Origin of the sequence: Rudaea sp. 3F27F6 (genome assembly GCF_005503555.1) — a bacterium.
GTDB lineage: Bacteria > Pseudomonadota > Gammaproteobacteria > Xanthomonadales > Rhodanobacteraceae > Rudaea.
On record NZ_SCNG01000007.1, the window covers coordinates 100,405 to 125,772 of the forward strand.

Below are 25,368 nucleotides of genomic sequence, written 5' to 3' on the forward strand. Positions count from 1 at the left end.
ATCAGGCCGGCGGCAGCGCAGCGAGCGCCGCCTGCTGGCGCTTGCTCAGGCCGGCGCGCACGAGTTCGTAGGAGCGGCGCACGAACTCGGCGATCTTCGCGCGCGCGAAACGGTCGGGCTCGGCGATCGACACCCAGAACGGGCGCGCCATATACGCCGCCGGAGCGATGCCGGGCTGGTCGGTCAGTTCGAGAAAACGCTCCGCGTCGACCTTGAACGACGTGCGCCCGCGGTGCGGACCGCGCAGGCAGTGGACGGCGAAGGTCTTGCCGGAAACGGTGAAGACAAGCTCTTCGTCCCACTTCACCGTGCTGGCTACGCCGGGCCAGTCCTTGCTGAGCGCTTTGAGTTCCGTGTCGTTCATGGCGGCTGGATCAAGGGAAGTACGCGATTCCGCCGTGTGAACGGCGGGTCATCTTGCTGAATCGATCGGGTGCAAAATAGGTGGGCTGCTCCAAATCGATCCCCGATGATGCGGCCATGGACAATGTAGCAAATCCACGCAAACTCGCCGAGCGCTGGGGCCCGAGCGGCCACGGCCACGGCCGCGGCATGCGTCCGCCGCCGCGGCGCAGCAGTCTGCGCGCGCCGGGGCGGCCTGCCGACCGCGGCGAGCCGCTGCTCGCGCGCGACGGCACGCCGCTGGTCCTGCGTGCGATCCGCGCCGACGACGTCGAAGCGCTCAAGCGCTTCTTCAGCCGCCTCACTCCCGAGGAGGTGCGCCTGCGCTTCCTGCATCCGCTCAACGAGCTGCCCGACGCGTTCGCGCGCCAGCTCTGCGAGCTCGATCCGCAACTGGCTTTCGCCTGGGTGCTCGCCACGCCGGACGATCCGGCGCGGCCCGATCTGCCGATCGAGATTCACGCCGTCGCGCGCGCGCACCTCGACCCGGTGCTCGAACACGCGGAATTCGCCATCGTCGTCGAAGGCCGCTTCGCGCGCCAGGGTCTCGGCAGCCTGCTCATGCAGCGCGTGATCGCCTCGGCGCGCCAGCTCGGCGCGATCGAGCTGTGGAGCGACGTGCTGACCGAGAACAGCGGCATGCTCGCGCTCTGCGCACGCCTCGGCTTCGAGCGCGGGCTGTCGTTCAACAACCCGGGCGTGGTGCGCGTCAGCCTCGCGCTCTAGCGGTTCGTACTGCTCACCAGATGCGCACGCGCTCGGCCTCGGCGCGATACATCGGCTGGCCGGGCTTCACGCCGAAGGCCTCGTGGAATTCGCCGATGTTGGCGAGCGGGCCGTTGACGCGCCACTTCGCTGGCGCATGCACGTCGCTGAGGAGACCTTGACGCAGCGCTTCTTCGCGCTCCTCGAAAATCCACGACAAGGCATAGCCGAGGAAGAAACGCTGGATCGGGGTGAAGCCGGCAATCTTCTCGCCGCGCTTGTACTGCTCGGTTTTCTTGAATGCGTCGAGACCGATCAGGATGCCGCCATAGTCGGCGATGTTCTCGCCAAGGCTGGCCTTGCCGTTGATGTGCAGTCCTTTCAGGGGTTCGTAGGCGTCGAACTGCTTGACCATCACGTCAGCGCGCTGCTCGAATTTCTTGCCGTCTTCGGGCGTCCACCAATCGGTGAGATTTCCTTTCGCGTCGAACTTGCGGCCTTCGTCGTCGAAGCCGTGGGTGATTTCGTGCCCGACCGTCGACGCTGCCGCGTAGCCGTAGACGATGGCGTCGTCGATGTCGCCGTCCTTGAAACCGGGAATGGTGAACTGCGCGGCCGGCAGCACGATCTCGTTGTTCGACGGGTTGTAGTAGGCGTTGTAGGTCTGCGGAGTCATGCCCCACTCGGCGCGGTCGACCGGCTTGCCGAACTTGCCGACGCCGTCGGCCCAGCGCCAGCGCGCGGCGTTCATCAGATTCTCGGCGTAGGAATTGCGCCCGACCACGAGCGCGGAATAGTCCTTCCACTTGTCCGGATAGCCGACTTTCTTCGTCACCGCGGCGAGTTTCTCATGCGCTTTCGTCTTCGTCGCCGCGCTCATCCAGTCGAGCTTGTCGATGCGTTCGCCGTAGGCGGTGCGGATCGCCTCGACGATCGTGTTGTAGCGATCCTTGGTCTTCGCCGGGAAATACTCGCCGACGAAGATGCGGCCGAGGATCATGCCCATCGAGCGGTTCTCGGCATCGAGCGCGCGCTTCCAGCGCGGGCGCTGTTCTTTCTGACCGCGCAGCACCTTGCCGTAGAAACTGAAGTTCTCGTCGTCGATCGCCTTGTCGAGCGAAGACGCATAGGTACTGACCAGGTGATATTTCAGATAGTCGCGCAGCACCGGAACCGGCGTCTTCTTGAGCAGCGCCTGCAGGCCGGCGAAGAACTCGGGCTGGCCGACGATCACGTAGGTCGGCGCGAGGTTCCAGTCTTTCAGGCGCGCACTCCAGACGATCGACGGCGTGTACTTCTTCGTCACCTCGTCGGGCGCCATCTTGTTGTAGTTGCGGTCCGGGTCGCGCAGGTCTTCAAGCTTGCGCGAGACCTTGGCCAGTTCGGTCTCGAACGCCATCATGCGCGCGGCGCGCGGATCGGCGTCCTTCGCACCGGCGTCGAGCAGTTTGAGCATGCGCCCCATGTGCGCGACGTATTCCTTGCGCGCCTTGGCGACGCCCGCTTCGGTATTGAAGTAGTAGTCGCGCTCGGGCAGGCCGAGGCCGCCCTGATAGAGATGGATCGCCATCACGTCGCTCGCCTTCTCGTCCTGCGAGATATCGGGCGAGAAAAACACATCGACGAACAGCGGCTGCAGGCCGAAGGCGACATCGAGCGCGTCGGTCGCGGACTTGATCGCGTCGATGCGCGCGAGTTCGGCCTTCAGCGGTGTCAGCCCAACCTGTTCGGCCTTGGCTTCGTCCATCGCAGTGGACCAGAAGTCGCCGATCTTTTGCGCGTCGCTGCCCGGCGCGGCGTCCTTCTGTGCGGCAGCGTCTTCGCTGATCTTGCGCAGTTTGGCGTACAGCTCGTCCTGGACGACGCGGCCGATGCCGTAATTGGCCTCGGCGGCTGGAATCGGGTGCGCCTTGAGCCAGGCGCCGTTGGCGTAGGCGAAAAAGTCGTCGCCCGGATTGATCGAAGCATCGATGTTGGCGGCGACCACGTCGGCCTTGACCGGCGCCTGCATAGATGGGTTTGCAGAAGCGGCATCGGCGGCGAAGGCGGAACCGGCGCCGAATACACCCGCCGCGACGGCGAGAGCGAGCGACAGCGGGCGCAGTGAGGCGGCAAGCGTTTGCATCGCAATCCCCGGAGGAAAATGGAGCCGCATGCTAGCGCAGAAGGGGCGTCGCGTCCCCCTGCCCCAAGTCATGCTTCGGGCTGCTGCCGGTCGACTGCGCGCCGCCCGGCAGCGGGACCGTGCTCAGCCGGCGTCGTAGAAGAACTGCTCGCGGTCGATCTTGCCGTCGCGGACGTGGTAGACGCAGACTTCTTTCATCAACTGGCGGCCGTACTGCTTCATCGTCACGTCGAGTTCCATGGTCAGACAGAACCAGTTATCCGCGATCAGCGCATCGCTGACCTTCATGCTGTGGTAGGCCTCGATGCTTTCATTGAAATGGCGGCCTTTTTCGTAGATGGCTTCGAGCCCTTTGGCTGGTCCGCCGGCCGCCATCGGCGTGCCTTCGGATTCGATGCTGACCGCATCGTTCGCGTACAGCTCTTTCTGCGCTTCCTCGAATTTCCCGGCGCGGCACAATTCGACGAGGCGCGCGGCGATCTGTTCGACGTTCATGGCGAGACTCCGTGGGTTGGGCGCGTCAGCCTAATCCCGCACGGTGACGCTTGCACGCGCGGGCGCAGCAGCGCACGGCGGCAAACGGAATCCGTTATCGGGCGATCCGATAGTGTCCGTTCTCGACTGCAACCGCCGGTGGCACGCGCTCACGCTCGAAGACATCGTAGGCCGGTTTGAGTTCGTTCCAGAAACCGAACCACGGCGAGCCTTTCGCGGCAGCGAGCGCCTTGGCCGTCGGACGGAACGGAAAGATATGCGCGTCGAAGCACGCCTGCCCGGCGCGCAAGGCCGCGGCGGCAAGCGTATAGATTTCCTCGATGCCGGCATCGCCCATCGCATAGCAGCCGATCGACACGCAGTTGCCGTGCACCATCAGGGCGCTGCCGGTGCGGCCGTGCGCGCGGTCGTACTCGTTTGGATAGCCGAGGTTGAATGCGAGGTGATAGTTGCTGCGCGGATTGAGCTGGCGCGGCGCGACCGTGTAAAAGCCTTCGGGCGCTTGATTGTCGCCCTCGCGCTGCTTCGGCCCGAGTTCGCCCGAGAATTTGCAGACCGGATAGCGGCGAAAAAGCACGAATTTCCCGTCCGCGCCGCGCAGCCAGAGTTCGAGTTCCGCCTCGCGCTTGAAGATGCGCACATAGACCGGCGCACCGAAGCGCAGATGTCTCGCGGCCAGATCGCGTTCGAGCGCAGGCCGCACGCGCGCGGCCGCCTCGCTTGCTCGCTCAGAGTCGGGCACGGCGTTGGCCAAATCGGTGGCAGCGGATGCGGGCAAGTTCGTCATCGGCAAAATCAACATCGATAGCATGCAAGCATACAAGCCGGCGCGGCGAGACCGGATCATGCGTTCGCCTTCGCCGCGCCGCCGTTGCGCGGCTTCTGCCGGGCGTATTGCGCAGGCGTACGCCCGACGAGCCGCTTGAAATCGCGGATCAGGTGCGCTTGGTCGGCATAGCCGAGTTCGAGCGCGAGCGCGGTCCAGTCGCCGGCCGTGCCCTCGTCGATGCGCGCCACGGCTTCGTGCAGGCGGTAGCGCTGGATCACCCATTTCGGATGCACGCCGACGTAGTCGCGGAACTGGCGTTGCAAAGTGCGCAAACCAATCGCGAATTCCTGCGCGATCTGTTCGATGCGCGTGATCGCGCGATCCTCGGCCATGCGTGCGGCGATGCGCGCCATCAGCGCCGCGGTCGGCTCGGGCGAAACCTTGCGCGCGTGCAGAAACGCTTCGAGCACGGCTATCGTTGCACGGTGGTCGGCATGGGCGAGCGCTTTGCCCGCGAGCCCTTGCGCCGCAGTGCCGAAGACCTCGTCCAGATCGACGACGCGATCGGCGAAAATGGAAACCGGCATATCGATGAAAGGCCGGAATCCGCCCGGGTGGAACTTGATGCCGAACACGCGGCCGTTGCCATTTAACGTTGTGCTGAAGCGCTTGGTCGTCGGTCCCGCGATCTTCGCCGTGCCGTTCTCGAAGACGATGTGCACGACCGGATGCGGCAAGGTTTCGCGAACGACCGCAGCGGACAGATTCCATTCCACCGTCCAGTAGTGTTCGACGAACGCGGCGAGCGCGGCCGAAGGCCAGTAGCGTGCATGCGTGATGTCGGGCACGGCCTCGCCTGAGTGGAGCACGCCGCGCGGCTTGTCGAGTTTCAGCGTGACCATGTCGCGTTTCTTCAATCCCGTGCGGTTCGCGCCCGCTAACATGCCGCACCATCGACTCGCCGACGCCGAACCGGAACCGCCATGCGCTGCTTGTCCCTGATCGCGCTGACCCTGCTCGCCGCTGCTGCATCGGCCGGCTACAGTGCGTCGAATTCCACCGTATCCCACGCCGAGCCTGCCGGCGCCGCCAAAGGAATCCCGATGAAACATCATGCGAAAGGTGCGTTCGACGTCAAGCTGCAGAAGCTCGAAGCGTACAACAATGACGAAGGCGCCGGCCTCGGCCGCATGTCGATCGACAAGCAATTCCACGGCGACCTTGAAGCGACGAGCAAGGGCGAGATGCTGCACGCCGGCAACGCCAAGGACTCGGGCGGCTACGTCGCGGTCGAGCGCGTGACCGGCTCGCTGCAAGGCAAGAAGGGCGGCTTCTCGCTGCAGCACAATGCGACGATGACGCGCGGCACGCCCTATCTCAACATCATCGTCGTGCCCGATTCCGGCACGGACGAACTCAAGGGCCTCAGCGGCACGCTGAAAATCGTCATCGCCGAAGGCGGCAAGCACTACTACGAATTCGACTACGAGCTGGCGGACTGAGTCGGCGCGGTTGCGGTCCGCGAGACGGCTGCCTCGGCAATCCATTCCGGGCACATCCTTATCGCTAGCGGCTGCGGCGGTTGCGGCGCTACATCGTCGATCGATATAGTCGAGTAAACATATCGACTATCCCGTTCGCGTGGAGACCTTAGCGTGAGGACTTTTCTTGCCGCAGCCTTGATCGGCGCCGCGCCCGTCGCCGGCGCTGCCGACGCCACGAGCGCCGACGAATCCACCCAGCCGACGCCGCTCGGCCTCGTCGAAGTCGTCGGCGCGAAACCCGCGCCGCTGCCGCCGGGCGCCCAGGTGCTCAGCATCGAGACGATCGATGCGATGGATCGGCGCAATGTCGCCGAAGCGCTCGATCTGCTGCCCGGCGTCGCCCGCCAGAACTTCGGCCAGCGCCGCGACACCCTGATCAATCTGCGCGGCTTCGATTCGCGCGAAGTCACGCTCTACGTCGACGGCGTGCCGGTCTACGTGCCCTACGACGGCAATCTCGATCTCGCCCGTCTCGGCGTCGAGGATCTTTCGCAGATCGTCGTGACCAAGGGACTGACTTCGGTGCTGTACGGCCCGAACGCGCTCGGCGGCAGCATCAACCTGGTCAGCCGAAGACCGGAGAAGCCGTTCGAAGGCCGCGTCTACGCCGGCTTCGACAGCAACCGCTCGGGCGACCTGCCCGCCTACCGCGCCGGCGGCCGCGTCGGCACCAATCAGGGCTCGTGGTACGCGCAGGCGACGGCCTCCTGGGAGGACGCGGATTACTACGAACTGCCGGGCGACTATCCGTACTCGAAGAACCAGCCCAATGCGCATCGCGCGAACTCGGCGAGCCGCGACCTGAATCTCTCGGCCAAGTTCGGCTGGACCCCAAACGCCACCGACGAATACGCGGTCGGCGTCTACCACGTCGACGACAGCAAGCAGACGCCGCCCTACGCGGGCAGCGCGCCGGGCGTCGCCGCGCGCTTCTGGCGCTGGCCGTACTGGGACAAGGACGGCGCCTACCTGATCGCGCGCACGCGCCTCGGCGACGCGGCGACCCTGCGCGTGCGCGCCTACTACGACACCTTCCAGAACCGGCTCGATTCCTACGACGACGCCAGCTACACGACGCAGAAGCGGCCGTACGCATTCACTTCGCTCTACGGCGACCACACCTACGGCATCAGCGCAGACTTCGAGCAGCCGTGGTCGGACAGCCAGACCACGCGCATTGCCCTGCACGCGAAGCAGGACTTCCATCGCGAGCAGGACGCCGTCGGCGCGCCGTGGGAATATTTCAAGGACCGCACTTTCTCCGCGGGCGTCGAACACGAATGGCGCCCCGACGCGCGTTGGACCCTGACGCCCGGCGTGTCGTGGAATCTGCTGCAGGGCCAGCGTGCCGACAATCTGATCGCGAACAACAAGATCGTGCCGTTCGACGTGCACAGCGACGTCGCCTTCAACGGCCAGCTCGCCGCCACGTTCCAACTGACGCCCGACGTACAGCTCTACGGCGGCATCAGCCGCAAGACGCGCTTTCCGACCTTGAAGGATCGCTACTCGTATCGGCTCGGCACGGCGATTCCGAATCCGGGCCTCAAACAGGAAGAGAGCAACAACGTCGAGATCGGCATCAAAGGCGCCGCCGGCGCGCTGCACTACGAGGCCGCGTTGTTCGACAGCAAACTCAAGGACGCGATCCAGGCGGTGACCATCGCACCCAGCGCGTGCACGTCGCCGCCGTGTGCACAGAACCGCAATATCGGCGACGCGCGCAACCGCGGCGTCGAGCTGTCGGGCAGCTATGCCTTCGGCGAACGCCTCACCGTGCAGGCGAACTACACCTATCTCGACCGCAAGAATATCTCGCAGCCGCTGGTACGCCTGACCGACACGCCGCGCGAAAAACTCTTCGTCGCCCTCGACTATGCCTTTGCGCAGCGCTGGAACGCGACGCTCTCCTCCGATACCGAGAGCAAGCGCTATACCTCGAGCGACGGCACGCGCGTCGCCGGCGGCTTCACCCGCGTCGACGCGATCGTGCGCGGCGCGGTGAGCGATGTGTTCGACCTGAGCTTCGGCATACGCAACGCGTTCGATCGCCTGTACGCATACCAGGAAGGATTTCCCGAGCCGGGGCGGACGTTCTTCGTCGAAGTCGGCAAGGCGTTCTGAAGACGCTTCGGAGCCGCTGCTCGCGTAGCAAAATTGCGCAAGGCGCATAAACGAAAGGCGCCGCAATCTGCGACGCCTTTCAGCCATTCAATGCTCGTCTCATGCGGCGCTTGGCACCGCCTTCTCCAACGCGAGAAAGAAGATCAGACGCCGCGCGCGAGATCCGCGGCGACCTGCTTCGCCGCCGCGAGCGTCTTCGCCACATCGTCGTGGCTGTGCGCGGTCGACACGAACAGGTTTTCGTAAGCGCCCGGATGGAACAGCACGCCCTTGGCGAGCATGCCTTCCCACCACTTGCGGAAGATTTCCTGGTCGGCGCGGCGCTCGGCATCGCGGTAGTTGTGGATCTCTTCCTTGGCGAACCACACCTGCATCAGCGGGCCGAGGCCGACGACGTAGGCCGGCAGCCCGGCGTCCTGCAGAACTTTGCCGAGGCCGAGGCGCAGCTCGTCGGACACCGCATCGAGCTTCTCGTACAGCCCCGGGGTGTTCAATTCGTCGAGCGCCGCATTCGCCGCCGCGATCGCAATGCCATTGGCGCTATACGTTCCGGCCATCGACACCGTGCCGTTGGCGACCAGGGCCATGATGTCGGCGCGTCCGCCCATCGCCGCGACCGGGAAACCGCCGCCGACGCCCTTGGCGAACACGGACAGATCCGGACGGATGTTGAGGCGGCCCTGCGCACCGGCGAGGCCGAGGCGGAAGCCGGTGATGACTTCGTCGAAGATCAGCACGATGCCGTGTTTCTGGGTCAGCTCGCGCATCGCTTCGAGATAGCCGGGCTGCGGCAGGATGCAGCCGGTGTTGCACATGATCGGCTCGCTCAGCACGGCGGCGATCTGGTCACCCTCGCGCGCGATCGCGTCGGCCAGCGCCTGCGCATCGTTCCAAGGCAGGATGATGAGGTTCTCTTCGACGCCCTTCGGCATGCCGGGGCCCTGCGCCACGGCGACCGGGCGATTGTCTGGGCCGGCCTTGTCGAGCGACGGATGCTTGCTCCAATAAACGCCGTCGGAGAAGCCGTGGTACATGCCTTCGAAACGGATGATCTTGCGCCGGCCGGTGAAGGCGCGCGCGAGACGCGTGGCGTACAGCACGGCCTCGGTGCCGGTGTTGCACAGGCGCACCTGATCGACGCTCGGCACGGCGGCGATGATTTTCTGCGCGAGGCGCGCCTCGTCTTCGGTCGGCAGCGCGAACACGGTGCCGCGCTGCTGAATGAAATCGACCACGGCCTGGGTCACGCGCGGCGGACGGTGGCCGAAGATCATCGGGCCGAGGCCGAGCAGATAGTCGATGTACTCGTTGCCGTCGACGTCGGTCAGGTGCGAGCCCTGGCCGCTCCTCACGAACAGCGGATACGGCGTCCAGCCCGACCAGGTGGCGCGCGCGGTGCTGTTGACGCCGCCGGGGATGACCTTGCAGGCGGCTTCGAATAATTTGCCGCTGCCGGCCGTGTCGAGGCCGGCGATCAGTTGGGAGCTGGACATGGAGTTACCTCAGAGTGAAATGCGTTTGGCTCGTCATCGATTCGCCGCGTCCTGCGGCTTTCGCTGCGCGCCATGCGCTATGCGAATGTTCGCTTCGGCATCCCGCCTTCGCCGTCCGCGAAAACAGGAATGACGTCGTAAGAAGTCGGAGTGAAATTCTAAGCCGAAACCACGTTCGGCAACGGAGCCGCCGACGTGCGGCTCGCGGCGACCAATTTCCCCGACGCGAGCGCCGGCAGCAGCGCGAGCGCATCGGCGAAGTCCTTGATCGGTGCGTGCGGGATGTTCTTCGCGCGGCAGTGATCGACGAGCTTGCCCTTGGCGAAGACGAAATCGGCCGACTCGGCGACGCAGTAGTCCGAGGCGCCGTCGCCGATCATCAGCACGCGTCCGTGCGAGCCCTGCGAACGTGCCGCCGCCGCGCACTTGCAGGTGCCGCTCGCCGCGCGGCAGGTCGCGCTCGCGTTCGGGAATTCCAAACGCCATTCGCGCTCGCCGACCGACTGCAGCCGGTTCGCGGTGACGGGCAGATAATCGAAGTCGTAATGCTGCAGGATGAAATGGATCGCGTAATCGAGCCCGTCGCTGAGGATCTCGATCGGCATGCCATGCTGCTTCGCGTAGGCGACGAAGGCGGCAAAGCCCGGATCGATCGCGCGCTCGGTCAGATGCTGATCGAGTTCGGCGGGGCTCATGTCGAGCAGGGCGACCTGCCCGGCCATGCAGTCGCGCGAGCCGATGCGGCCGGCCTTCCAGTCGTTCTCGAGTTTTTCCCAGCCCGGTTGGCCGAAGCGTTCGAGCAGGGTATCGGTGGTGTCTTCGACGGAAATCGTGCCGTCGAAATCGCAAAGCAGGGTCCAGTCGGACACGGGTAACCTCGGGTAAAGCGAATCGGGAACGGCGCTTCGGGGGATCGCAAATCCGCGGAATTTCGCGCCAAAGCGTTATTTTAGGGCCGGAAACGGGTGCAGGAAAGCAGCCGGGCGCCGAGACGGCCATTGTCTACAGCGCACATTAAGGTTTTCTGCAGCGCCGGCGGCGGCCCGGACCGGCCTAGGCAGCGCTGCGCACGGTGTCGAGGAACGCCTCGCCGTAGCGTTCGAGTTTGGCCGCGCCGACGCCGCCGATCGCACCGAGTTCGTCCGCGCTACGCGGCCGCGCGCGCAGCATTTCCAGCAGGGTCGCATCGTGGAAGATCACATAGGCCGGCACGCCCTGCTCGCGTGCCAGACGCGAGCGCGTCGCGCGCAGCGCATCCCAGAGCCCCGTCTCGTGCGGAGCGATATCGAGGCTCTGCCGCGCGCGTTCGCCGCGTGCGCTCTTGCGCGTCGCGCGGCGTTCCTCCTTGCTCGCCGGCTTGCGCAGAGACACCTGGGCGGTGCCACGCAGCACTGCGCGGCTCGCCTCGGTCAGGCGCAGCACGCCGTAGCCCTCGGCATCGGTCGCAAGCAGGCCGGCGGCGACGAGCTGGCGGAACATGCCGCGCCACTGGCGCTCGTCAAGATCGGTGCCGATGCCGAACACGCTCAGCCGATCGTGATCGAGCGAACGCACGCGCTCGTCCTCGACGCCGCGCAGGACGTTGGTCAAATGGCCGACGCCGTAGCGCTGGCCGGTGCGGTAGACGCAGGACAGCGCCTTCTGCGCCAGCTCGGTGCCGTCGAACGACAGCGGCGGATTTTTGCAGTTGTCGCAATTCCCGCAGTGGCCGGCATGAGCCTCGCCGAAGTACGCGAGCAGATGGCGCCGGCGGCAGGTCGAGATTTCCGCATAGCCGAGCAGAGCATCGAGTTTGGCGCGCTCGACGCGCTTGCGCTCTTCGCCCGATTCGGACTGGGCGATGAACTGCGCCAGCGTCACCACGTCGCCGAGGCCGTAGCACATCCACGCCTCGGCCGGCAGGCCGTCGCGACCCGCGCGACCGGTTTCCTGGTAGTAGCCTTCGAGGCTTTTCGGCAGGTCGAGGTGGGCGACGAAACGCACGTCGGGCTTGTCGATGCCCATGCCGAAGGCGATCGTCGCGCACATGACGATGCCATCCTCGCGCAGGAAGCGCTGCTGGTTGTGCGCACGCTGCGCGGCATCCATGCCGGCGTGGTAGGCCAGCGCGGCGACACCCTGCTCGCTGAGCCATTCGGCGGTCTCTTCGACCTTGCGCCGCGAGAGGCAATAGACGATGCCCGACTCGTCCTTGTGGCCGGCGAGAAAGTCCTTGAGCTGGCGCTTGGCGTTGTCCTTCTCCACTACGCGGTAAAGGATGTTCGCGCGGTCGAAACTCGAAACGAACTGGCGCGCGTCGGCGAGGTTCAGGCGCTCGACGATTTCCCGGCGCGTCGGCGCGTCCGCGGTCGCGGTCAGCGCGATGCGCGGAATCTCGGGGAAGCGCTCGTGCAGGATGGTGAGCTGGCGGTACTCCGGGCGGAAGTCGTGGCCCCACTGCGAGACGCAGTGCGCTTCGTCGATCGCGAACAGTGACACCCCGGCCCTGGCGATCAGTTCGAGACAGCGTTCGGCGAGCAGACGCTCCGGTGCGACATAGAGCAGCTTGAGCCGGCCGGCGACGAAATCGCGCTCAACCTCGAACTGCGCGCGCGAGTCGAGGCTCGAATTGAGGAACGCCGCGGCGACGCCGAACTGGCGCAGCGCCTCGACCTGGTCCTGCATCAGCGCGATCAGCGGCGAGACGACGACCGCGGTGCCTTCGCGCATCAACGCCGGAATCTGATAGCAGAGCGACTTGCCGCCGCCGGTCGGCATAAGCACGAGTGCGTCGCCGCCGCTGGCGACCTGTTCGATGATCGCTTGCTGCTCACCGCGGAACCCGCTGTAGCCGAAAACGGAATTGAGAATGGCCAATGACGAGTCCATTCGTCGATGTTAGCAACGATCGCTCTGTGCATGGAGCGAAAATCCTGCGAACGCGCTACGGATTCGCCGAAGCGACTGTCGGTCGCCGATCACGAAATCTTCGATAAACGATGGAGCTATCAGCTACTTGCCATCCAGGACGGCCGTCTCGCCGGCGCCATCGAAGACTTTCTTCATGTCTATCCAAACGTACTTTCCACCGTCGGTCGCCGGCGATTCGCGAACGGCCAGCACCTGAATCTTGTCGCCGGGGCTGAGTACCCCGATCGTGGGACTGGACGACAAAGAACCTTGGCGGCCCCGAGTATCGCGGACATTCACGGCATCGGTAAGCGTTATCCGCTCGCCTACCTTGATCGCACTCGCAGACGACAACGCCGTTGTAGTAGCACCTTCAGCCCATTCTCCTTTCGCGTCCGCATGCCCAAGATAGACCGTGCCTTGCAGGTTGCCTGCGTCGGCCGCGGCTTTTTTCTCGATCGCATCGACAATTGCGAGACTATTCGAGGCCCCTGTCGTTTCAAACTGCTTTTTCGCCAATCCGGTCCTGCCGGTCTGGAGATATAAAGCGCCGAGATTGTTGTGCAGACGTTGCTGCGAGTTCTTCGACAGTCTGTCCTGATATTGCAGCCCCTTGTCGAAAAAGCGCTCGGCTGTGGCGTAGTCGCCTTGCTGCATCAGGAGCCAGCCGTAGGAGTTGTATATCGTCGGATCCGGCACACCTTGAGTTTCCCCCAAGACAATCGCTTTCTTGTACGTTTCTCCCGCCAGCGATTTCTGGTCGGTTTCAGCCAGCGCCAGCGCCAGATTGTACTGCGCGCGAAAATTCGCTGGGTCTTGCTTGAGTACCTCCGAGAGCAGGCTTGTCGACTGGACGACTTTTCCTTCGAGCCTGAGTTGACGTGCCTGGTCAATTTGAGAGTCGAGGTTCTGTCCGTGTGCCGCTGAAGCGACGACGAACGTCAGAACGTACAAAAGGTCTCGGGTCATTTTCCTGCTCCGGCGGTGACGTCAGGACCGAACTGGGAACCGTCCTTACCGATATTCCCAGCCTCGACGGCAGTGCCCAGTCTTTGCATGGCAAGGCTGTATTTCCCGGCCAGATCGCTGTACTGCACCACCAAACCTTCGACCGAAAAGTGGACGTTATGATTGGGTCTGCAGGCATACTCGCTGGCGCCGCTCGAAAGCTTTATACGGGTGACGTTGTCAGTCAGAACGGGATATTTCAGCGAGGGTGGAAAATCCTCCTCGACCGGATCCACCGAAATCAGCATCTGGTGCGGCCAGAAGAACTTCGCAGCATCGACGGCAAGCGCCAGAACAAAGCAAGCAGCAGAGATACGCATGAAGGTCGCCGCGTCCTTGCCGGCCATGATCAAAAAGAAGCCGAGCACCATGAAAATCCCGGCCAACCCCAGCGCGCTGTAGTCGAGCATCGATCTAGCCCACTCGGGAATATCGTTGAATACGGAGCCCGGAATGGCGCTGGAGCCTGCAGCTTCGGCCCCGGCGTGCATGCAGAAAACCATCCCGAGTACCGCAGCGAGCAATAAAGTCACACGCTTCATGACGACGCGAGAACCCGATTCGATAGCGGATTCAGAAACATCGCGCTCGTCGCTGCGGCTGTCGCCGCGCCTTTCATATCTTGGATACATACACACTCCTCTGGCGTTGTCGCTCCGTACGTCACTGCCAAGTAGATTTGGTGCGCCGCAGCCATTCCATCCGATCGGCCAACCCGATGAGGCCGCCGTTTATCGCGCGCGTAACCGCGCGGATCGAGTCCTGATCCGCGAGTTCGTTGCATCCCTTCCACTGCCAAACCGCACCCGCTGCTCTGAGACACCACACCGCATCGATCGCCACGTCAGGCGATTCGGTGAAATCGGGCGATTCGGGATAAATGTCGCGCAAAATGCCGGTGACCTTCGCGTATTCATCCCTTCCCGTCATCTGCAGCAAACCGCGCCCGCGGAACAAATAGCCGTCGCCTTCCTGCAGATTGCCCATGCGGCCCCCATACACTTCATTAGCCAGCTTTTCCGGCGCATTTGCGTAGTCCATGGGGTCCAGTGGACCCTGGGGCTGAAAGCGGCTCGGCCAGACAACAGGCAGGCGCTGAGCGCTGTAGTTGAGATTCTCGAACTGGACGGTCAGCGCTTCGCATTCGTGAAGCACTTGGGCCATGAAATGTGCGATCCGCAACGCATTGTCCGAGATGCGGAAACGGTCGAAGGCCTCCTGCCCGGCGAGAAAAGCGGCGCGATAGGACGAACGCGCGCTGGGTGCCAGTCGGTCGATTTGATCGGAAGTCGGCTGAATGCTCATCGTGCGCTGCCTTCTTTGAGAGTACGGCGATGAAATTCGCCGCGGTCCAATCGGCTGCCTTTCACCCCGCAGCCTCCTTCCTGCATCACTCCAGGAGCGCCAACTGCCCTTTTTGTCTCACCCTCACTTGAAACCTAGCCGCCCTCCCTGCACCAGCAATGTCAACCCGCACATTCGGCCGAGTGCTTTCGCTGCACTCCGGTTTTGGCTAATGTAGCGATCCGTTTCACATGAGTCCGCCACATGGCCCGCCTGCTGCACTTTGCTGCCCTCGCTGCCCGTATCGCCCTTGTCGCGGCGGCCGCCGTGCTTGCCAGTTGCGGCGGCATCCCGACTCATCCGATCAATCCGCCCAACGCGTCGATCCAACTGCTCGAAGTGCAGCCCGACGGCCGCTGGAAGATTTCGATCCGGCTGGAGAATTTTTCCGACAAGACCGTGCACTACTCGACCCTCAAGGCGAATCTGCGCATCAGCGGCGTCGATACCGCCGAGATTTCGCTGCAGCCGGAGATGGACATCCCCGGCCTCAACGCCGACGTGGTCGAGACGACGCTGACGCCGAGCAGCGACCTGCTCAAAGCCTTCGCTCTCGACGTGAAAGCGCCCGGCGGCGCACCGTACGAGATCAAGGGCACGATCGGCATTCCGGCCGCGAGCAAGGACTTCAAGTTCGAGCACAAGAGCCGCCTCTCGCCCGTGCCGGGCATCCCGAACCAGTATCACTGAAGCGATCCGCCGTTCCGTAAAGCCGCATCCCCACGCCAAGGACCGATCCCATGACCCGCTACGCCGCCCCACTCGCCGATATGCGCTTCGTTCTGTTCGATCTGCTCAAGGTCGAGGCCCAGTACGCGCGCCTGCCCGGCGGCGAAACGGCGACGCGCGACACGCTCGACGCGATCTTCGACGAGGCGGCGAAGTTCTGCGAGCAGGTGCTCGCCCCGCTCAATGCGAGCGGCGACGAGGAAGGCTGCAGCCTCGACAAGGCCACCGGCAACGTGACCACGCCGAAGGGTTTCAAGGAAGCCTACAAACAATACGTCGAAGGCGGCTGGAGCAGCCTCAACGCACCGGAAGCCTACGGCGGCGCGCATCTGCCCGAATCGGTCGGCGCGCCGATCAAGGAAATGCTCGACTCGGCCAACCTGTCCTGGGGCAACTTCCCGCTGCTCTCGCACGGTGCTTCCGAAGCGCTCAAGCAGCACGGCGAAGAATGGCAGCGCCAAGTGTTCTTGAAGCCGATCATCGAGGGCCGCTGGACCGGCACGATGTGCCTGACCGAACCGCACTGCGGCTCCGACCTCGGCCTGCTGCGTACGCGCGCGGAACCTGCCTTGAATGGTGACGGTGCCGACGGCACCTATCGCATCACGGGCACGAAGATCTTCATCACCGCAGGCGAGCACGACCTGACCGAGAACATCGTCCACCTCGTGCTTGCGCGTCTGCCCGATGCGCCGGCCGGAGTGAAGGGTATCTCGCTGTTCATCGTGCCGAAGATGAAAGTCGACCGCGAAGGCAAGATGGGCGCGCGCAACGCCGTCACCTGCGGCGCGATCGAGCACAAGATGGGCATCAAGGCCTCGGTCACCTGCGTGATGAATTTCGACGCGGCCGAAGGCTATCTGATCGGCACGCCGAACAAGGGCCTCAACGCGATGTTCACCATGATGAACACCGCGCGCCTCGCCGTCGGCATCCAGGGCCTCGGCCTGATCGAGCGCGCCTACCAAATCTCGCTCGCCTACGCGCGCGATCGCCTGCAGGGCCGTTCGCTGAGCGGACCGAAGTTCCCCGACAAGCCGGCCGATCCGCTCATCGTGCACGCCGACATCCGCCGCATGCTGCTGACGCAGAAAGCGTTCGCCGAAGGCACGCGCGCACTGAGCTATTACGCCGCGACCCTCGTCGACATCGTCGAGCGCTCGCCCGACGAAGCCGAACGCAAGCGCGCCGACGAACTCTTGTCGTTCCTGATTCCGATCGTCAAGGCGCTGCTGACCGAAGCGGCGAACGAGTGCACCTACCACGCCGTGCAGATCCACGGCGGCCACGGCTACATCCGCGAAACCGGCATCGAGCAGTTCGCGCGCGACGCGCGCATCACCACGATTTACGAAGGCACGACCGGCATCCAGGCGCTCGATCTGCTCGGACGCAAGATTCTCGCGACCCAAGGTGTCGGCTTGCGTCATTTCCTCGAAGAAGTCGGTGCGTTCTGCGCGGCCCAGGCCGGCAACGCGGCGCTGGCCGAATTCGTCGGTCCGCTCGGCAAGGCGGCGCAGGAGTGGGGCGACCTCACTCTCGCCCTCGGCAAACGCGCGATGGGCAATGCCGACGAGATCGGCGCGGCCGCGGTCGATTATCTGTTCTATTCCGGCTACGTCGCCCTCGCCTATTTCTGGGCGCGCAGCGTCGCCGCCGCCGAAGCATCGGCGCAGTCCGCCGACTTCAAAGCGGCCAAGCGCCACACCGCACGCTTCTATTTTGCGCGTATCCTGCCGCGTACCCTGCAGCACAAAGCCGTAATCGAAGCCGGCACCGAAAGCCTGCTCGCGATGCCGGAGACCCTGTTCGGATAGTCCACCGGAGCAAACGCTTCACTCGTTTCGCTATGAACGCACAACGACCGGAAACCGATGTCTACGTCCGCCTGGCGCAGGCGGACGACGACGAATTCATTCTCTCCCTCGCCGACCGATTTGCCGATTTCGAGCTGCCGCCCTGGCGCAAGCGCAGCGAAACGCTCGCCGGCATCCACCGCGATATCGAACATCATCTGCGCACGCTGCCGCCGGCCTCGCACCTGTTCGTCGCCGAGGACGAAGACGCGACCCCGCTCGGCTTCCTGCATCTGCAGACGCGCAAGGATTTCTTCACCGGCGCGCTGAACTGCCACGTCTCCGATCTCGTCGTCGCCGCCGCACACGAAGGCCGCGGCGTTGCCGGCGCGATGCTGCGCTACGCCGACGAATGGGCGAAGGAGCACCGCTGCCGCTTCCTCACCCTCGGCGTGTTTCCGAACAACGAACGCGCGCGCAAGCTGTACGAACAACACGGCTTCGGCGTCGAAATTCTGAGCATGGTCAAACCGGTCAAATAACCGCACCGGCGCGGCGGGACGGTCCGCGCTGCCAATCCGCTTCGCCGTGCACTCAAGAGGGGTCTTGTGAGCGCAACAGTTCCGGCCATCGTGCGGGACATGCAACGCGCCTCGGCCCTGCTGCAGGCGGGTAACTTCGTTGCCGCACGCACGCTGCTCGAACAGATCGCGCGCGCCGCTCCGACCTTCGTCGAAGCGCAGCGCCTGCTCGCCGGCGCGCTGCTCGCACTCGGCGACCGCACCGCAGCGGAACGCGTGCTGCGCAACGCCGTGGCGATCGATCCCGCCTGGGCGCCGACACAATCCGCACTCGGCGAACTGCTCGTCGAGTCGGGCCGCGCCGACGAGGGCGAACAGGCGCTGCGCCGCGCCGCAGCGACAGGCCGCTATCCGCGCGCGACGTATCTGCTCGCCTGCCTGCTCAACGACTCGAAGCGCCACGTCGAGGTCGTCGAACTCACCGACGCCAGCGCAAACGACGCGGCCACCGGCTTCGACCTGCTGCACCAGCGCGCGATCGCGTTGTCGGCGCTCGGCCGCTTCGACGCGGCGATCGCGATCTACCGGCGCATCGTCGCCGCGTCGCCGGACAACGCAGGCGCCGAGCTGTTTCTCGCCGGCGCGCTCGACGCTGCCGGCCGCCACCGCGAAGCCGAGCAGAGCGCGCGCCGGGCCATCACCAAGGGCGCGACGACACCCGAAGCGCGCTATCTGCATGCGCGCACCTTGATCGCGACCGACCGCGCCGACGAAGCGGAGAACCTGCTGCGCGACGTCGTGCATGCACGGCCGAACTTCGTCGATGCGCAGAGCAATCTCGCGCAATTGATCTGGATGCGCACTGGCGACGCCGCAGCCGCCGGCGAGCATCTCGATCTCGCCCTGCGCGCGCAGCCGCGCGACGCGGCGCTGGCCTGCGCAAAGGCCAACCTGCTCGACGGCACGGGCGATGCGCGCGCAGCCGTCGCTGCGCTCGAAGCACATGCAGGCCGCGCCGACGCCAACCTCGCCGTGCTAACGACGGCGAGCCAGGCCGCGCTCAAGTTCGACCCGGCACGCGCCTACGGTTATGCCCGGCGCGCGGCGGAACTCGCGCCCGGCGACGACGACGCGAATCACGTACTGATCGCCACCCTGCTCGGCATCGGCGACGCCGAGACAGCCCTGCAACGTATCGAATCGCGGCTACGCGCAGACCCCGACAATCAGCATCTGATCGCGACGCAGACGATCGCCTGGCGCCTGCTCGGCGATCCGCGCCATGCGCGCTACTGCGACTATGCGGCCATGGCACACGCCTGGACGATAGCGACGCCGCCGGCCTGGCGCGATCTGCCGTCCTATCTTGCCGATCTCGCCGCGAGCCTGAAACGCCTGCACACGATGCACACGCATCCGCTCAATCAGTCGCTGCGCCACGGCTCGCAGACCGCGCAGAATCTCGCCGACGTCGACGATCCCGCGATCCGCGCGTTCTTCGGCACGATCGACGAACCAATCCGCCGGCATATCGAAACGATCGGCCGCGACGACGATCCGCTACAGCGGCGCAATACCGGCGAATACCGCATCGCCGGCATCTGGTCGGTGCGCCTCGGCGCGCAGGGCTATCACACCAACCATGTGCACCCGAAAGGCTGGCTGTCCTCGGCCTGCTACATCGAATTGCCCGCAAGCCTAGGCAGCGAGGACACCGACCGGGCCGGCTGGCTCAAATTCGGAGAACCGGGTCACGCGACCATGCCGCCGCTCGACCCCGAGCATTTCATCCGCCCCGAGCCGGGACTGCTGGCCTTGTTCCCGTCGTACTTCTGGCACGGCACCGTGCCGTTCGGCGGCGACGGCACGCGCCTGACCATTGCGTTCGATCTGGTGCCGGCCTGAGCGGGGCGCATAACGTCATGCGGAATTCGCAATCGGCGCGTAAGTTCGGCTATGCTGCGAACTCGGATACGATCGTTTGGCAGCGAATCGCCCATGTCCGCCCTTAGGGGTGCTACTGGTGACACCGGATGCCGAGTCATAGATCTCAAGTCGTCGCGCCGAAGTCCACGAACCTCGAACTCGACCGCATGGTGCTGTTCGAGCCGCGTAAGGTCAGCGACATCCACGCAACGCGCGTGCTCTCGCTCGACTCCAACGGGCGCATCCTCGATTGGATTTCCTGGCAGGACGCGGTCTGTCTCTACGTGCGCGACGCAGTGTCGTGGACGCTCGGCAATCCCTGCCTGACCATTCACGGCGGCACCAGCCGGCTGACCGGCGAACAATCGACCCTCGACCTGCATCCGATCGTCGCAAGCCGCGGCCACGCGCGCCTGCACGCGGTCGATCCCGCACCCGCGCTGACCAATGCCGCGCTGTTCGCACGCGACCGCATGCTCTGCCTGTATTGCGGCGAGCACTTTTCGCGTGGCGAGCTGACCCGCGACCACGTGGTTCCGCTGTCCAAAGGCGGCCGCGATTCGTGGGAGAACGTGGTCAGCGCCTGCCTCGCCTGCAATATCCGCAAGGGCAGCCATACGCCGCAGCAGGCCGGCATGCCGTTGCTCGCTGTGCCGTACCGGCCAAGCTGGGTCGAGCATCTGATCCTGTCGAACCGCAACATCCTCGCCGATCAGATGGAATTCCTCGTCAACCATCTGCCGAAGCATCGCCGGCGCGCATAACGCCGCAACCTTGCCGCGTGTTGCCGGCACGGGCACTGTAAGAAAATCCGGCGGCCGGCGACTATCTGGACAGACGCGTCCAGTCCGGTCCATCGATGTCCGCCGCTCCGACTTCCTCAACTCAAGACCAGCGCTACCGCCAAGCCGCCGATGCGCACGCGCGCGACATCGCGCGCTTCGTCGCCGGCTACGAGCGCGACCCGGCCCGGCGCCCCGAATTGCTGCAGGAGGTGCATCTCGCCCTGTGGCGCAGCATGGCCGCGTTCAACCGGCAATGTTCGCTGCGCACCTGGGTCTACCGGGTCGCGCACAACGTCGGCGTCAGCCATGTGCAGCGCAGCGTGAGTGCGCGTGAATACGCGAACGTCTCGCTCGACGAAGCCGCCGCGCAGGCCGACGACCAAGCCGACATCGCCCTGATCGACCGGCGCCTCGACCTCGACAAGGTGCTTGCCCTTGTGCACGCGCTGGCCCCACTCGACCGCGAAGTGATGCTGCTCTATCTCGAAGATCTCGACGCCGCCGCGATCGGCGAGATCACCGGCCTCTCCGCGCGCAACGTCGCCACCAAGATCCATCGCCTCAAAGTCCTGCTCGCGCGCCGCCTCGACGCAAGAGGAAACACTCCATGAGCGAACAAGAACTGCATCGCCTCTGGCGCGACCAGCCGGCCGCGGCCGAATCGTTCGATCCGCAGGAGCTGCGCCGCAAAGCGGACGACTGGCACCGCGTCGTATCGAAACGCAATCGGCGCGAATACGTGGCCGGCGCGATCGCCGCCCTCGCCTTCCTCTGGTTCGCCGTCAGCGCGCACGATGCGTGGACGCGGATCGGCTGCATTACCGCGATCGCCGGACTCGTCATCGCCCTGTACCAGTTGCATCGCCGCGCGGCAGCCGCTGAACCCGATCCGGCCGAGTTCGGCACGCCCGTAGCCTTGCACTACCGCGCCGAACTTTGCCGCCAGCGCGATGCGCTGCGCAGCGTCTGGCTCTGGTACATCGCACCGCTGCTGCCGGGCCCGGCGATCATGCTGCTCGGCCCGTATATGAGCGGCCGATCTGCGGGCGGCGGCCTGAACGACCTGATCGGATTTTTGATTTTCGCCGTCATCATGGCCCTGATTCTGTGGCTCAATTCGTACGCCGCGAGCCGCATTCAACGGCGAATCGACCAACTCGATCGCAGCCTTATGGAGAACTCGAAATGAAGATCGCCCAAACTCTCACCATGATCTCGCTCGCCGCGTCGTTCTGCAGTGCGCATGCCGGCACGCTGCCCGAACGCGTGCGCAAAGCCGCGCAGGAGCGCGTCGACGCGGGCTGGTATCCCGCGCTCGTGATCGCCTACGTCGACGGCGACAAAAGCGAAGTCGACGCCTTCGGCAAGCTCGAGGGCGGCAAGGCGCCCGATGCCGACACCGTGTTCGAAATCGGCTCGATCACCAAGACGTTCACCGCGACTCTGCTCGCCGAGGCTGTGCAGTCCGACCGGCTCAAACTCGACGAGCCGGTGGCGAAGCTGCTGCCCGGTTTCAAGATTCCTTCGCGCAACGGCAAGGAGATCACCCTGCTCGAACTAGGCATTCAGCACTCGGGCCTGCCGCGCATGCCGGGCAATTTCAAGCCGGCCGACCCGGCCAATCCGTATGCCGACTACGACGCGGCCAAGCTCAAGGAATTTCTAGCCGGCTACACCTTGCCGCGCGATCCGGGCGCGAGCTACGAATACTCCAACCTCGGTTTCGGCCTGCTCGGTTATGCGCTTGCAGAACAGGCGCACACGAATTATCCCAAGCTCGTCGAAAGCAAAATCCTGCATCCGCTCGGCATGATGACGAGCGGCGTCGCCTTAACGCCCGCCATGCGCGCACAACTCGCGCCGGGGCACGGCGAAGACGGCAAACCGGCCGCCAACTGGGATCTCGACGCCCTCGCCGGCGCAGGCGCGATCCGCAGCACCGGCGCCGACATGTTGCGCTATCTCAAGGCCAATATGCGCGCCGACAAGACCGCGCTGGCGCAGGCAATGAAATTTGCCCAACAGCCGCGCCGCGACATACGCAAGGACGAACGCATCGGCCTCGCCTGGATGACGCGCACGGACGCCAAAGGCAACGGCGTGGTCTGGCACAACGGCGGAACCGGCGGCTATCGCAGCTTTCTCGGCTTCAGCGCCGACGGCAAACGCGGCGTCGTCGTTCTCACCAATATCGCCAGCGACGCCGACGATCTCGGCTTTGCCGCGCTGATCGACGACGCCCCGCTGCGCCCGGCGCAGAAGAAAGTCGCGGTCGACGCGACGCTGATCGACGACTACCTCGGCGAGTACAAACTCGCCGAGCGTTTCTTCATCAATATCTCACGCAAGGACGACCAACTGTTCGCCCAGGCGACCGGACAAGGCGCGTTTCCGCTGTACGCGAGCGCCAAGGACGAATTCTTCGCCCAGGTCGCCGGCATCAGCATCAGTTTCAAGCGCGGGGCCGACGGCAAGATCGACAGCCTCGTCCTGCATCAGAACGGCGACCGTACCGCACCGAAACTGAAGCCCGGCGTGGAAGCTGCGGGTACGAAACCCATCGCCCTTTCCGCCGAGGTATTGCGCCAGTATGCCGGCCAATACCAGCTTGCGCCGAACGCCGTCTTCGACATCGTCGCCAAGGATGACGGCCTCCACGCCCAGCTCAGCGGGCAGGCGTCCTTTCCGGTCTTCGCCAGCGCCAAGGACAAGTTTTTCTATACCGTCGTCGACGCGCAGCTCGATTTCGAGCGCGACGCGAGCGGCAAAGTCGTCGCCTTGACCTTGCATCAGAACGGCCGAGATCAGCGCGCGCCGCGAATAGCACCGTGATTCAGAAGAACATCAAAGCTATCAGCAAGAATCGGATTGCATGCGCGCCCCGGACTGCCGATCTCTGCGCCGCAAGATTTTGCGGCGCGTCCCGAACCTTGTAAATTCAATACGGGTCCTACAAACCGGGGGTACAACGTGCTGTCGATGCAAAGCGCAAGATGTGCGCTGATTCTTACTTGTCTGCTTTTGCTCCATGGCTGCGCGAGCATCCCCTCGGCCGGAATCGACGGGCCGGATAAAGACAAGCTCCCGGCCAACGGCGGCCTGGTTGCCGTGCAGGTGGTCACCAATTCCGCGCATCTGACCGACGTCCTGGTGAACTGGACCGAGGTCATCGTCGTCAAGGAAGGCAGCGTCGGCAAAAACGGAGAGCCCGAACTCTTCTCGTTGCCCGCGCTTGACGATGGACTGACCTCGACACGCGTCTTCGTCGGCGTGCTCGCACCGGGACGCTATCGGTTCGGCGGCCTTTTCAGTTATGCGCGCAGCGACGACAGGACCTACATGCTGTCCGCCGGCGCGCCGCGGACTGTGGGTACCTTCGATGTGCAAACCGATCGTCTAACCAATCTCGGCACGGTCCTCTTCCAGCCGTTTCATCCCGACCCCCTGGCCAATACCGCAGTGCTGGCCCCGACCGAAACGCCGTACGCCATGTCGCGCATCGACGACAGCCAATCTTTGGCGGAGTTCGTCGCCGCCAAATATCCCAAGCAGTTCGAGCGCACCAAGGCTGTGGAAGCGCTCGGCTGGCTTGCCGACAAGGAAACCGATGCGCGTTCGCATCTCGCCAAGGCGATCCACGGCTTTGCCTTCATGGAAAAGCCGCGCTATGTATCGAAGGAGGAAATTCTCTACACCGCGCGTCTCGGTTCTCTGTACCGGCGTTCCGCATCGGGCCAGTGGACGATCGGCCATCTGCCGACCAATCTCGCTTTGATATCCGCGACGAAGCTCAGCGACGGCAGCTATGTGGCCGGCGGCGAACGCGGCACGGTCTGGCATGCCGACAGCTTCGATGCACCCTGGCAGCCAGCGGCGCTGCCTTATGCCGGGCAATCGACGGCATGGCTCGGCGAGGCGGACGGAAAACTCTTCGCGATCGGCATGGATAATGGTAAGGCGCGCCTGTATCAGCGCAGCGCAGACTGGACCTGGGCGCCGGTCGGCGAGTACGGCACGAAGGTCAAAGAAGGAACGCGGGAGTTGGCGTACGACTACGATCTGGCTCCGCGGGTCGTGATTCGCGGCAAGGAATTGCTGGTGTATGACGATCACTCGCGATATCGATTCGACGCCGGCACGGCCAAGCTCTCCAAAATCGACGACCAAGGCTCGTTCCTGGTTCAGCAGCAGCCCAACGGCATCGTCGTATCCAACGCCGACAGCTTCTGGTTCGGCGGCGTAGGCGCTCCGCAAATCAGCCGCGACGGCGGGATGACATGGGAACCGTATCATCGCCTGGGCAAATGGGGCGGAGCGCTGTATGTGTTCGCTGACGGCACGCCGATGGCCATCGATTCCGACATAGGCTTCGGTTGGAAAGGCTGGGAGAAAGAAGCACATCCGTCGGTCCTGATCAGTTCCGACAAAGGCAAGACCCAGCGTGCGATCGGCCAGGTCGCTTTCGGCTGCAATCGCATCGAGGGGCAGATTTCAACCGACGAATTGCTGTATCTCTACTGCTTTGACGGATCCTTGCTGAAGAGCACGGACCGCGGCCGCAGTTGGGTTCCCGAATACAGCCGTGCGGTCAGGGCCGACAGACTGCCCGCTGAGTTCCTCGGTCCCAAAGCGAAGAAGTGAACGACCGAGAACCCACGCGTCACGAATAAGACCTTGATTTTCCAGCGGCAAGCCGCCGACACGGCTTGCCCG

Annotated in this window: 23 protein-coding genes; 12 read left to right on the top strand and 11 right to left on the bottom strand. The window is 64.6% G+C overall.

Annotated features, from left to right (window positions below; translation table 11 throughout):
* Position 1: 1 nt before the first annotated feature.
* Complete coding sequence (locus FFS30_RS21785) at positions 2 to 364, bottom strand: MmcQ/YjbR family DNA-binding protein (RefSeq protein WP_137915312.1); 363 nt, start codon at positions 362 to 364, stop codon at positions 2 to 4.
* Positions 365 to 480: 116 nt separating this feature from the next.
* On the opposite strand from FFS30_RS21785, the gene FFS30_RS21790 reads away from it, so the two are divergent.
* The gene (locus tag FFS30_RS21790; RefSeq protein ID WP_137915313.1) at positions 481 to 1,128 is read left to right on the top strand and encodes a GNAT family N-acetyltransferase; all 648 of its coding nucleotides are present in this window, start codon (positions 481 to 483) and stop codon (positions 1,126 to 1,128) included.
* A 13-nt stretch (positions 1,129 to 1,141) separates the two neighbouring features.
* Here the strand turns inward: FFS30_RS21790 and FFS30_RS21795 are convergent, their stop codons facing one another.
* From FFS30_RS21795 to FFS30_RS21810, 4 genes are all read right to left on the bottom strand, one after another.
* Positions 1,142 to 3,232, bottom strand: a complete 2,091-nt coding sequence (locus tag FFS30_RS21795) for a M13 family metallopeptidase (protein ID WP_137915314.1) — start codon at positions 3,230 to 3,232, stop codon at positions 1,142 to 1,144.
* A 123-nt stretch (positions 3,233 to 3,355) separates the two neighbouring features.
* Entirely contained in the window at positions 3,356 to 3,727 is a 372-nt protein-coding gene (locus tag FFS30_RS21800; RefSeq protein WP_137915315.1) for a nuclear transport factor 2 family protein, read from the bottom strand.
* Between the two features lie 94 nt (positions 3,728 to 3,821).
* On the bottom strand, positions 3,822 to 4,514 hold the full coding sequence (locus tag FFS30_RS21805; protein WP_249352585.1) for a murein L,D-transpeptidase family protein: 693 nt from the start codon (positions 4,512 to 4,514) through the stop codon (positions 3,822 to 3,824).
* Positions 4,515 to 4,570: 56 nt separating this feature from the next.
* A complete protein-coding gene (locus tag FFS30_RS21810; RefSeq protein WP_212742544.1) occupies positions 4,571 to 5,440 on the bottom strand; it encodes an AraC family transcriptional regulator in 870 nt (289 codons plus the stop codon).
* 39 nt (positions 5,441 to 5,479) lie between these two features.
* On the opposite strand from FFS30_RS21810, the gene FFS30_RS21815 reads away from it, so the two are divergent.
* Together FFS30_RS21815 and FFS30_RS21820 are read left to right on the top strand one after the other, a co-directional pair.
* Positions 5,480 to 5,998, top strand: coding sequence for a DUF3224 domain-containing protein (locus tag FFS30_RS21815; RefSeq protein ID WP_249352586.1), 519 nt, complete (start codon positions 5,480 to 5,482; stop codon positions 5,996 to 5,998).
* Positions 5,999 to 6,151: 153 nt separating this feature from the next.
* A complete protein-coding gene (locus FFS30_RS21820) occupies positions 6,152 to 8,164 on the top strand; it encodes a TonB-dependent receptor (protein WP_137915319.1) in 2,013 nt (670 codons plus the stop codon).
* A 143-nt stretch (positions 8,165 to 8,307) separates the two neighbouring features.
* Here the strand turns inward: FFS30_RS21820 and FFS30_RS21825 are convergent, their stop codons facing one another.
* The 6 genes from FFS30_RS21825 to FFS30_RS21850 form a co-directional block, all read right to left on the bottom strand.
* Positions 8,308 to 9,657 carry a glutamate-1-semialdehyde 2,1-aminomutase gene (locus tag FFS30_RS21825; protein ID WP_137915320.1) on the bottom strand — a complete coding sequence of 450 codons (1,350 nt, stop codon included), beginning with the start codon at positions 9,655 to 9,657 and terminating at the stop codon, positions 8,308 to 8,310.
* Positions 9,658 to 9,815: 158 nt separating this feature from the next.
* Positions 9,816 to 10,526, bottom strand: a complete 711-nt coding sequence (locus FFS30_RS21830) for an MtnX-like HAD-IB family phosphatase (RefSeq protein WP_137915321.1) — start codon at positions 10,524 to 10,526, stop codon at positions 9,816 to 9,818.
* 184 nt (positions 10,527 to 10,710) lie between these two features.
* A complete protein-coding gene (gene recQ / locus FFS30_RS21835) occupies positions 10,711 to 12,525 on the bottom strand; it encodes a DNA helicase RecQ (protein ID WP_137915322.1) in 1,815 nt (604 codons plus the stop codon).
* A 123-nt stretch (positions 12,526 to 12,648) separates the two neighbouring features.
* Positions 12,649 to 13,515, bottom strand: a complete 867-nt coding sequence (locus FFS30_RS21840) for a hypothetical protein (RefSeq protein ID WP_137915323.1) — start codon at positions 13,513 to 13,515, stop codon at positions 12,649 to 12,651.
* The gene (locus FFS30_RS21845) at positions 13,512 to 14,186 is read right to left on the bottom strand and encodes a hypothetical protein (RefSeq protein WP_137915324.1); all 675 of its coding nucleotides are present in this window, start codon (positions 14,184 to 14,186) and stop codon (positions 13,512 to 13,514) included. Before FFS30_RS21845 ends, FFS30_RS21840 begins: the two co-directional genes overlap by 4 nt.
* Positions 14,187 to 14,217: 31 nt before the next feature.
* Positions 14,218 to 14,859 (bottom strand): glycoside hydrolase family 19 protein, encoded by a 642-nt coding sequence (locus FFS30_RS21850; RefSeq protein ID WP_137915325.1) that lies wholly within the window; start codon positions 14,857 to 14,859, stop codon positions 14,218 to 14,220.
* A gap of 243 nt (positions 14,860 to 15,102) precedes the next feature.
* Between FFS30_RS21850 and FFS30_RS21855 the strand changes: the two genes are divergently transcribed.
* From FFS30_RS21855 to FFS30_RS21895, 9 genes are all read left to right on the top strand, one after another.
* Entirely contained in the window at positions 15,103 to 15,588 is a 486-nt protein-coding gene (locus FFS30_RS21855) for a hypothetical protein (RefSeq protein WP_137915326.1), read from the top strand.
* 50 nt (positions 15,589 to 15,638) lie between these two features.
* A complete protein-coding gene (locus tag FFS30_RS21860; RefSeq protein WP_137915327.1) occupies positions 15,639 to 17,444 on the top strand; it encodes an acyl-CoA dehydrogenase C-terminal domain-containing protein in 1,806 nt (601 codons plus the stop codon).
* A 32-nt stretch (positions 17,445 to 17,476) separates the two neighbouring features.
* Positions 17,477 to 17,965 (top strand): GNAT family N-acetyltransferase, encoded by a 489-nt coding sequence (locus tag FFS30_RS21865; protein ID WP_137915328.1) that lies wholly within the window; start codon positions 17,477 to 17,479, stop codon positions 17,963 to 17,965.
* A gap of 66 nt (positions 17,966 to 18,031) precedes the next feature.
* Positions 18,032 to 19,849, top strand: coding sequence for a tetratricopeptide repeat protein (locus FFS30_RS21870; protein ID WP_137915329.1), 1,818 nt, complete (start codon positions 18,032 to 18,034; stop codon positions 19,847 to 19,849).
* A gap of 188 nt (positions 19,850 to 20,037) precedes the next feature.
* A complete protein-coding gene (locus FFS30_RS21875) occupies positions 20,038 to 20,634 on the top strand; it encodes an HNH endonuclease (RefSeq protein ID WP_137915424.1) in 597 nt (198 codons plus the stop codon).
* A 95-nt stretch (positions 20,635 to 20,729) separates the two neighbouring features.
* On the top strand, positions 20,730 to 21,266 hold the full coding sequence (locus tag FFS30_RS21880; protein WP_137915330.1) for a sigma-70 family RNA polymerase sigma factor: 537 nt from the start codon (positions 20,730 to 20,732) through the stop codon (positions 21,264 to 21,266).
* Entirely contained in the window at positions 21,263 to 21,844 is a 582-nt protein-coding gene (locus FFS30_RS21885) for a hypothetical protein (protein ID WP_137915331.1), read from the top strand. The genes FFS30_RS21880 and FFS30_RS21885 overlap by 4 nt, the downstream gene beginning before the upstream one ends.
* Complete coding sequence (locus FFS30_RS21890; protein WP_137915332.1) at positions 21,841 to 23,487, top strand: serine hydrolase; 1,647 nt, start codon at positions 21,841 to 21,843, stop codon at positions 23,485 to 23,487. Before FFS30_RS21885 ends, FFS30_RS21890 begins: the two co-directional genes overlap by 4 nt.
* A 189-nt stretch (positions 23,488 to 23,676) precedes the next feature.
* The gene (locus FFS30_RS21895) at positions 23,677 to 25,296 is read left to right on the top strand and encodes a hypothetical protein (protein WP_171014789.1); all 1,620 of its coding nucleotides are present in this window, start codon (positions 23,677 to 23,679) and stop codon (positions 25,294 to 25,296) included.
* The last annotated feature ends 72 nt before the right edge of the window (positions 25,297 to 25,368 follow it).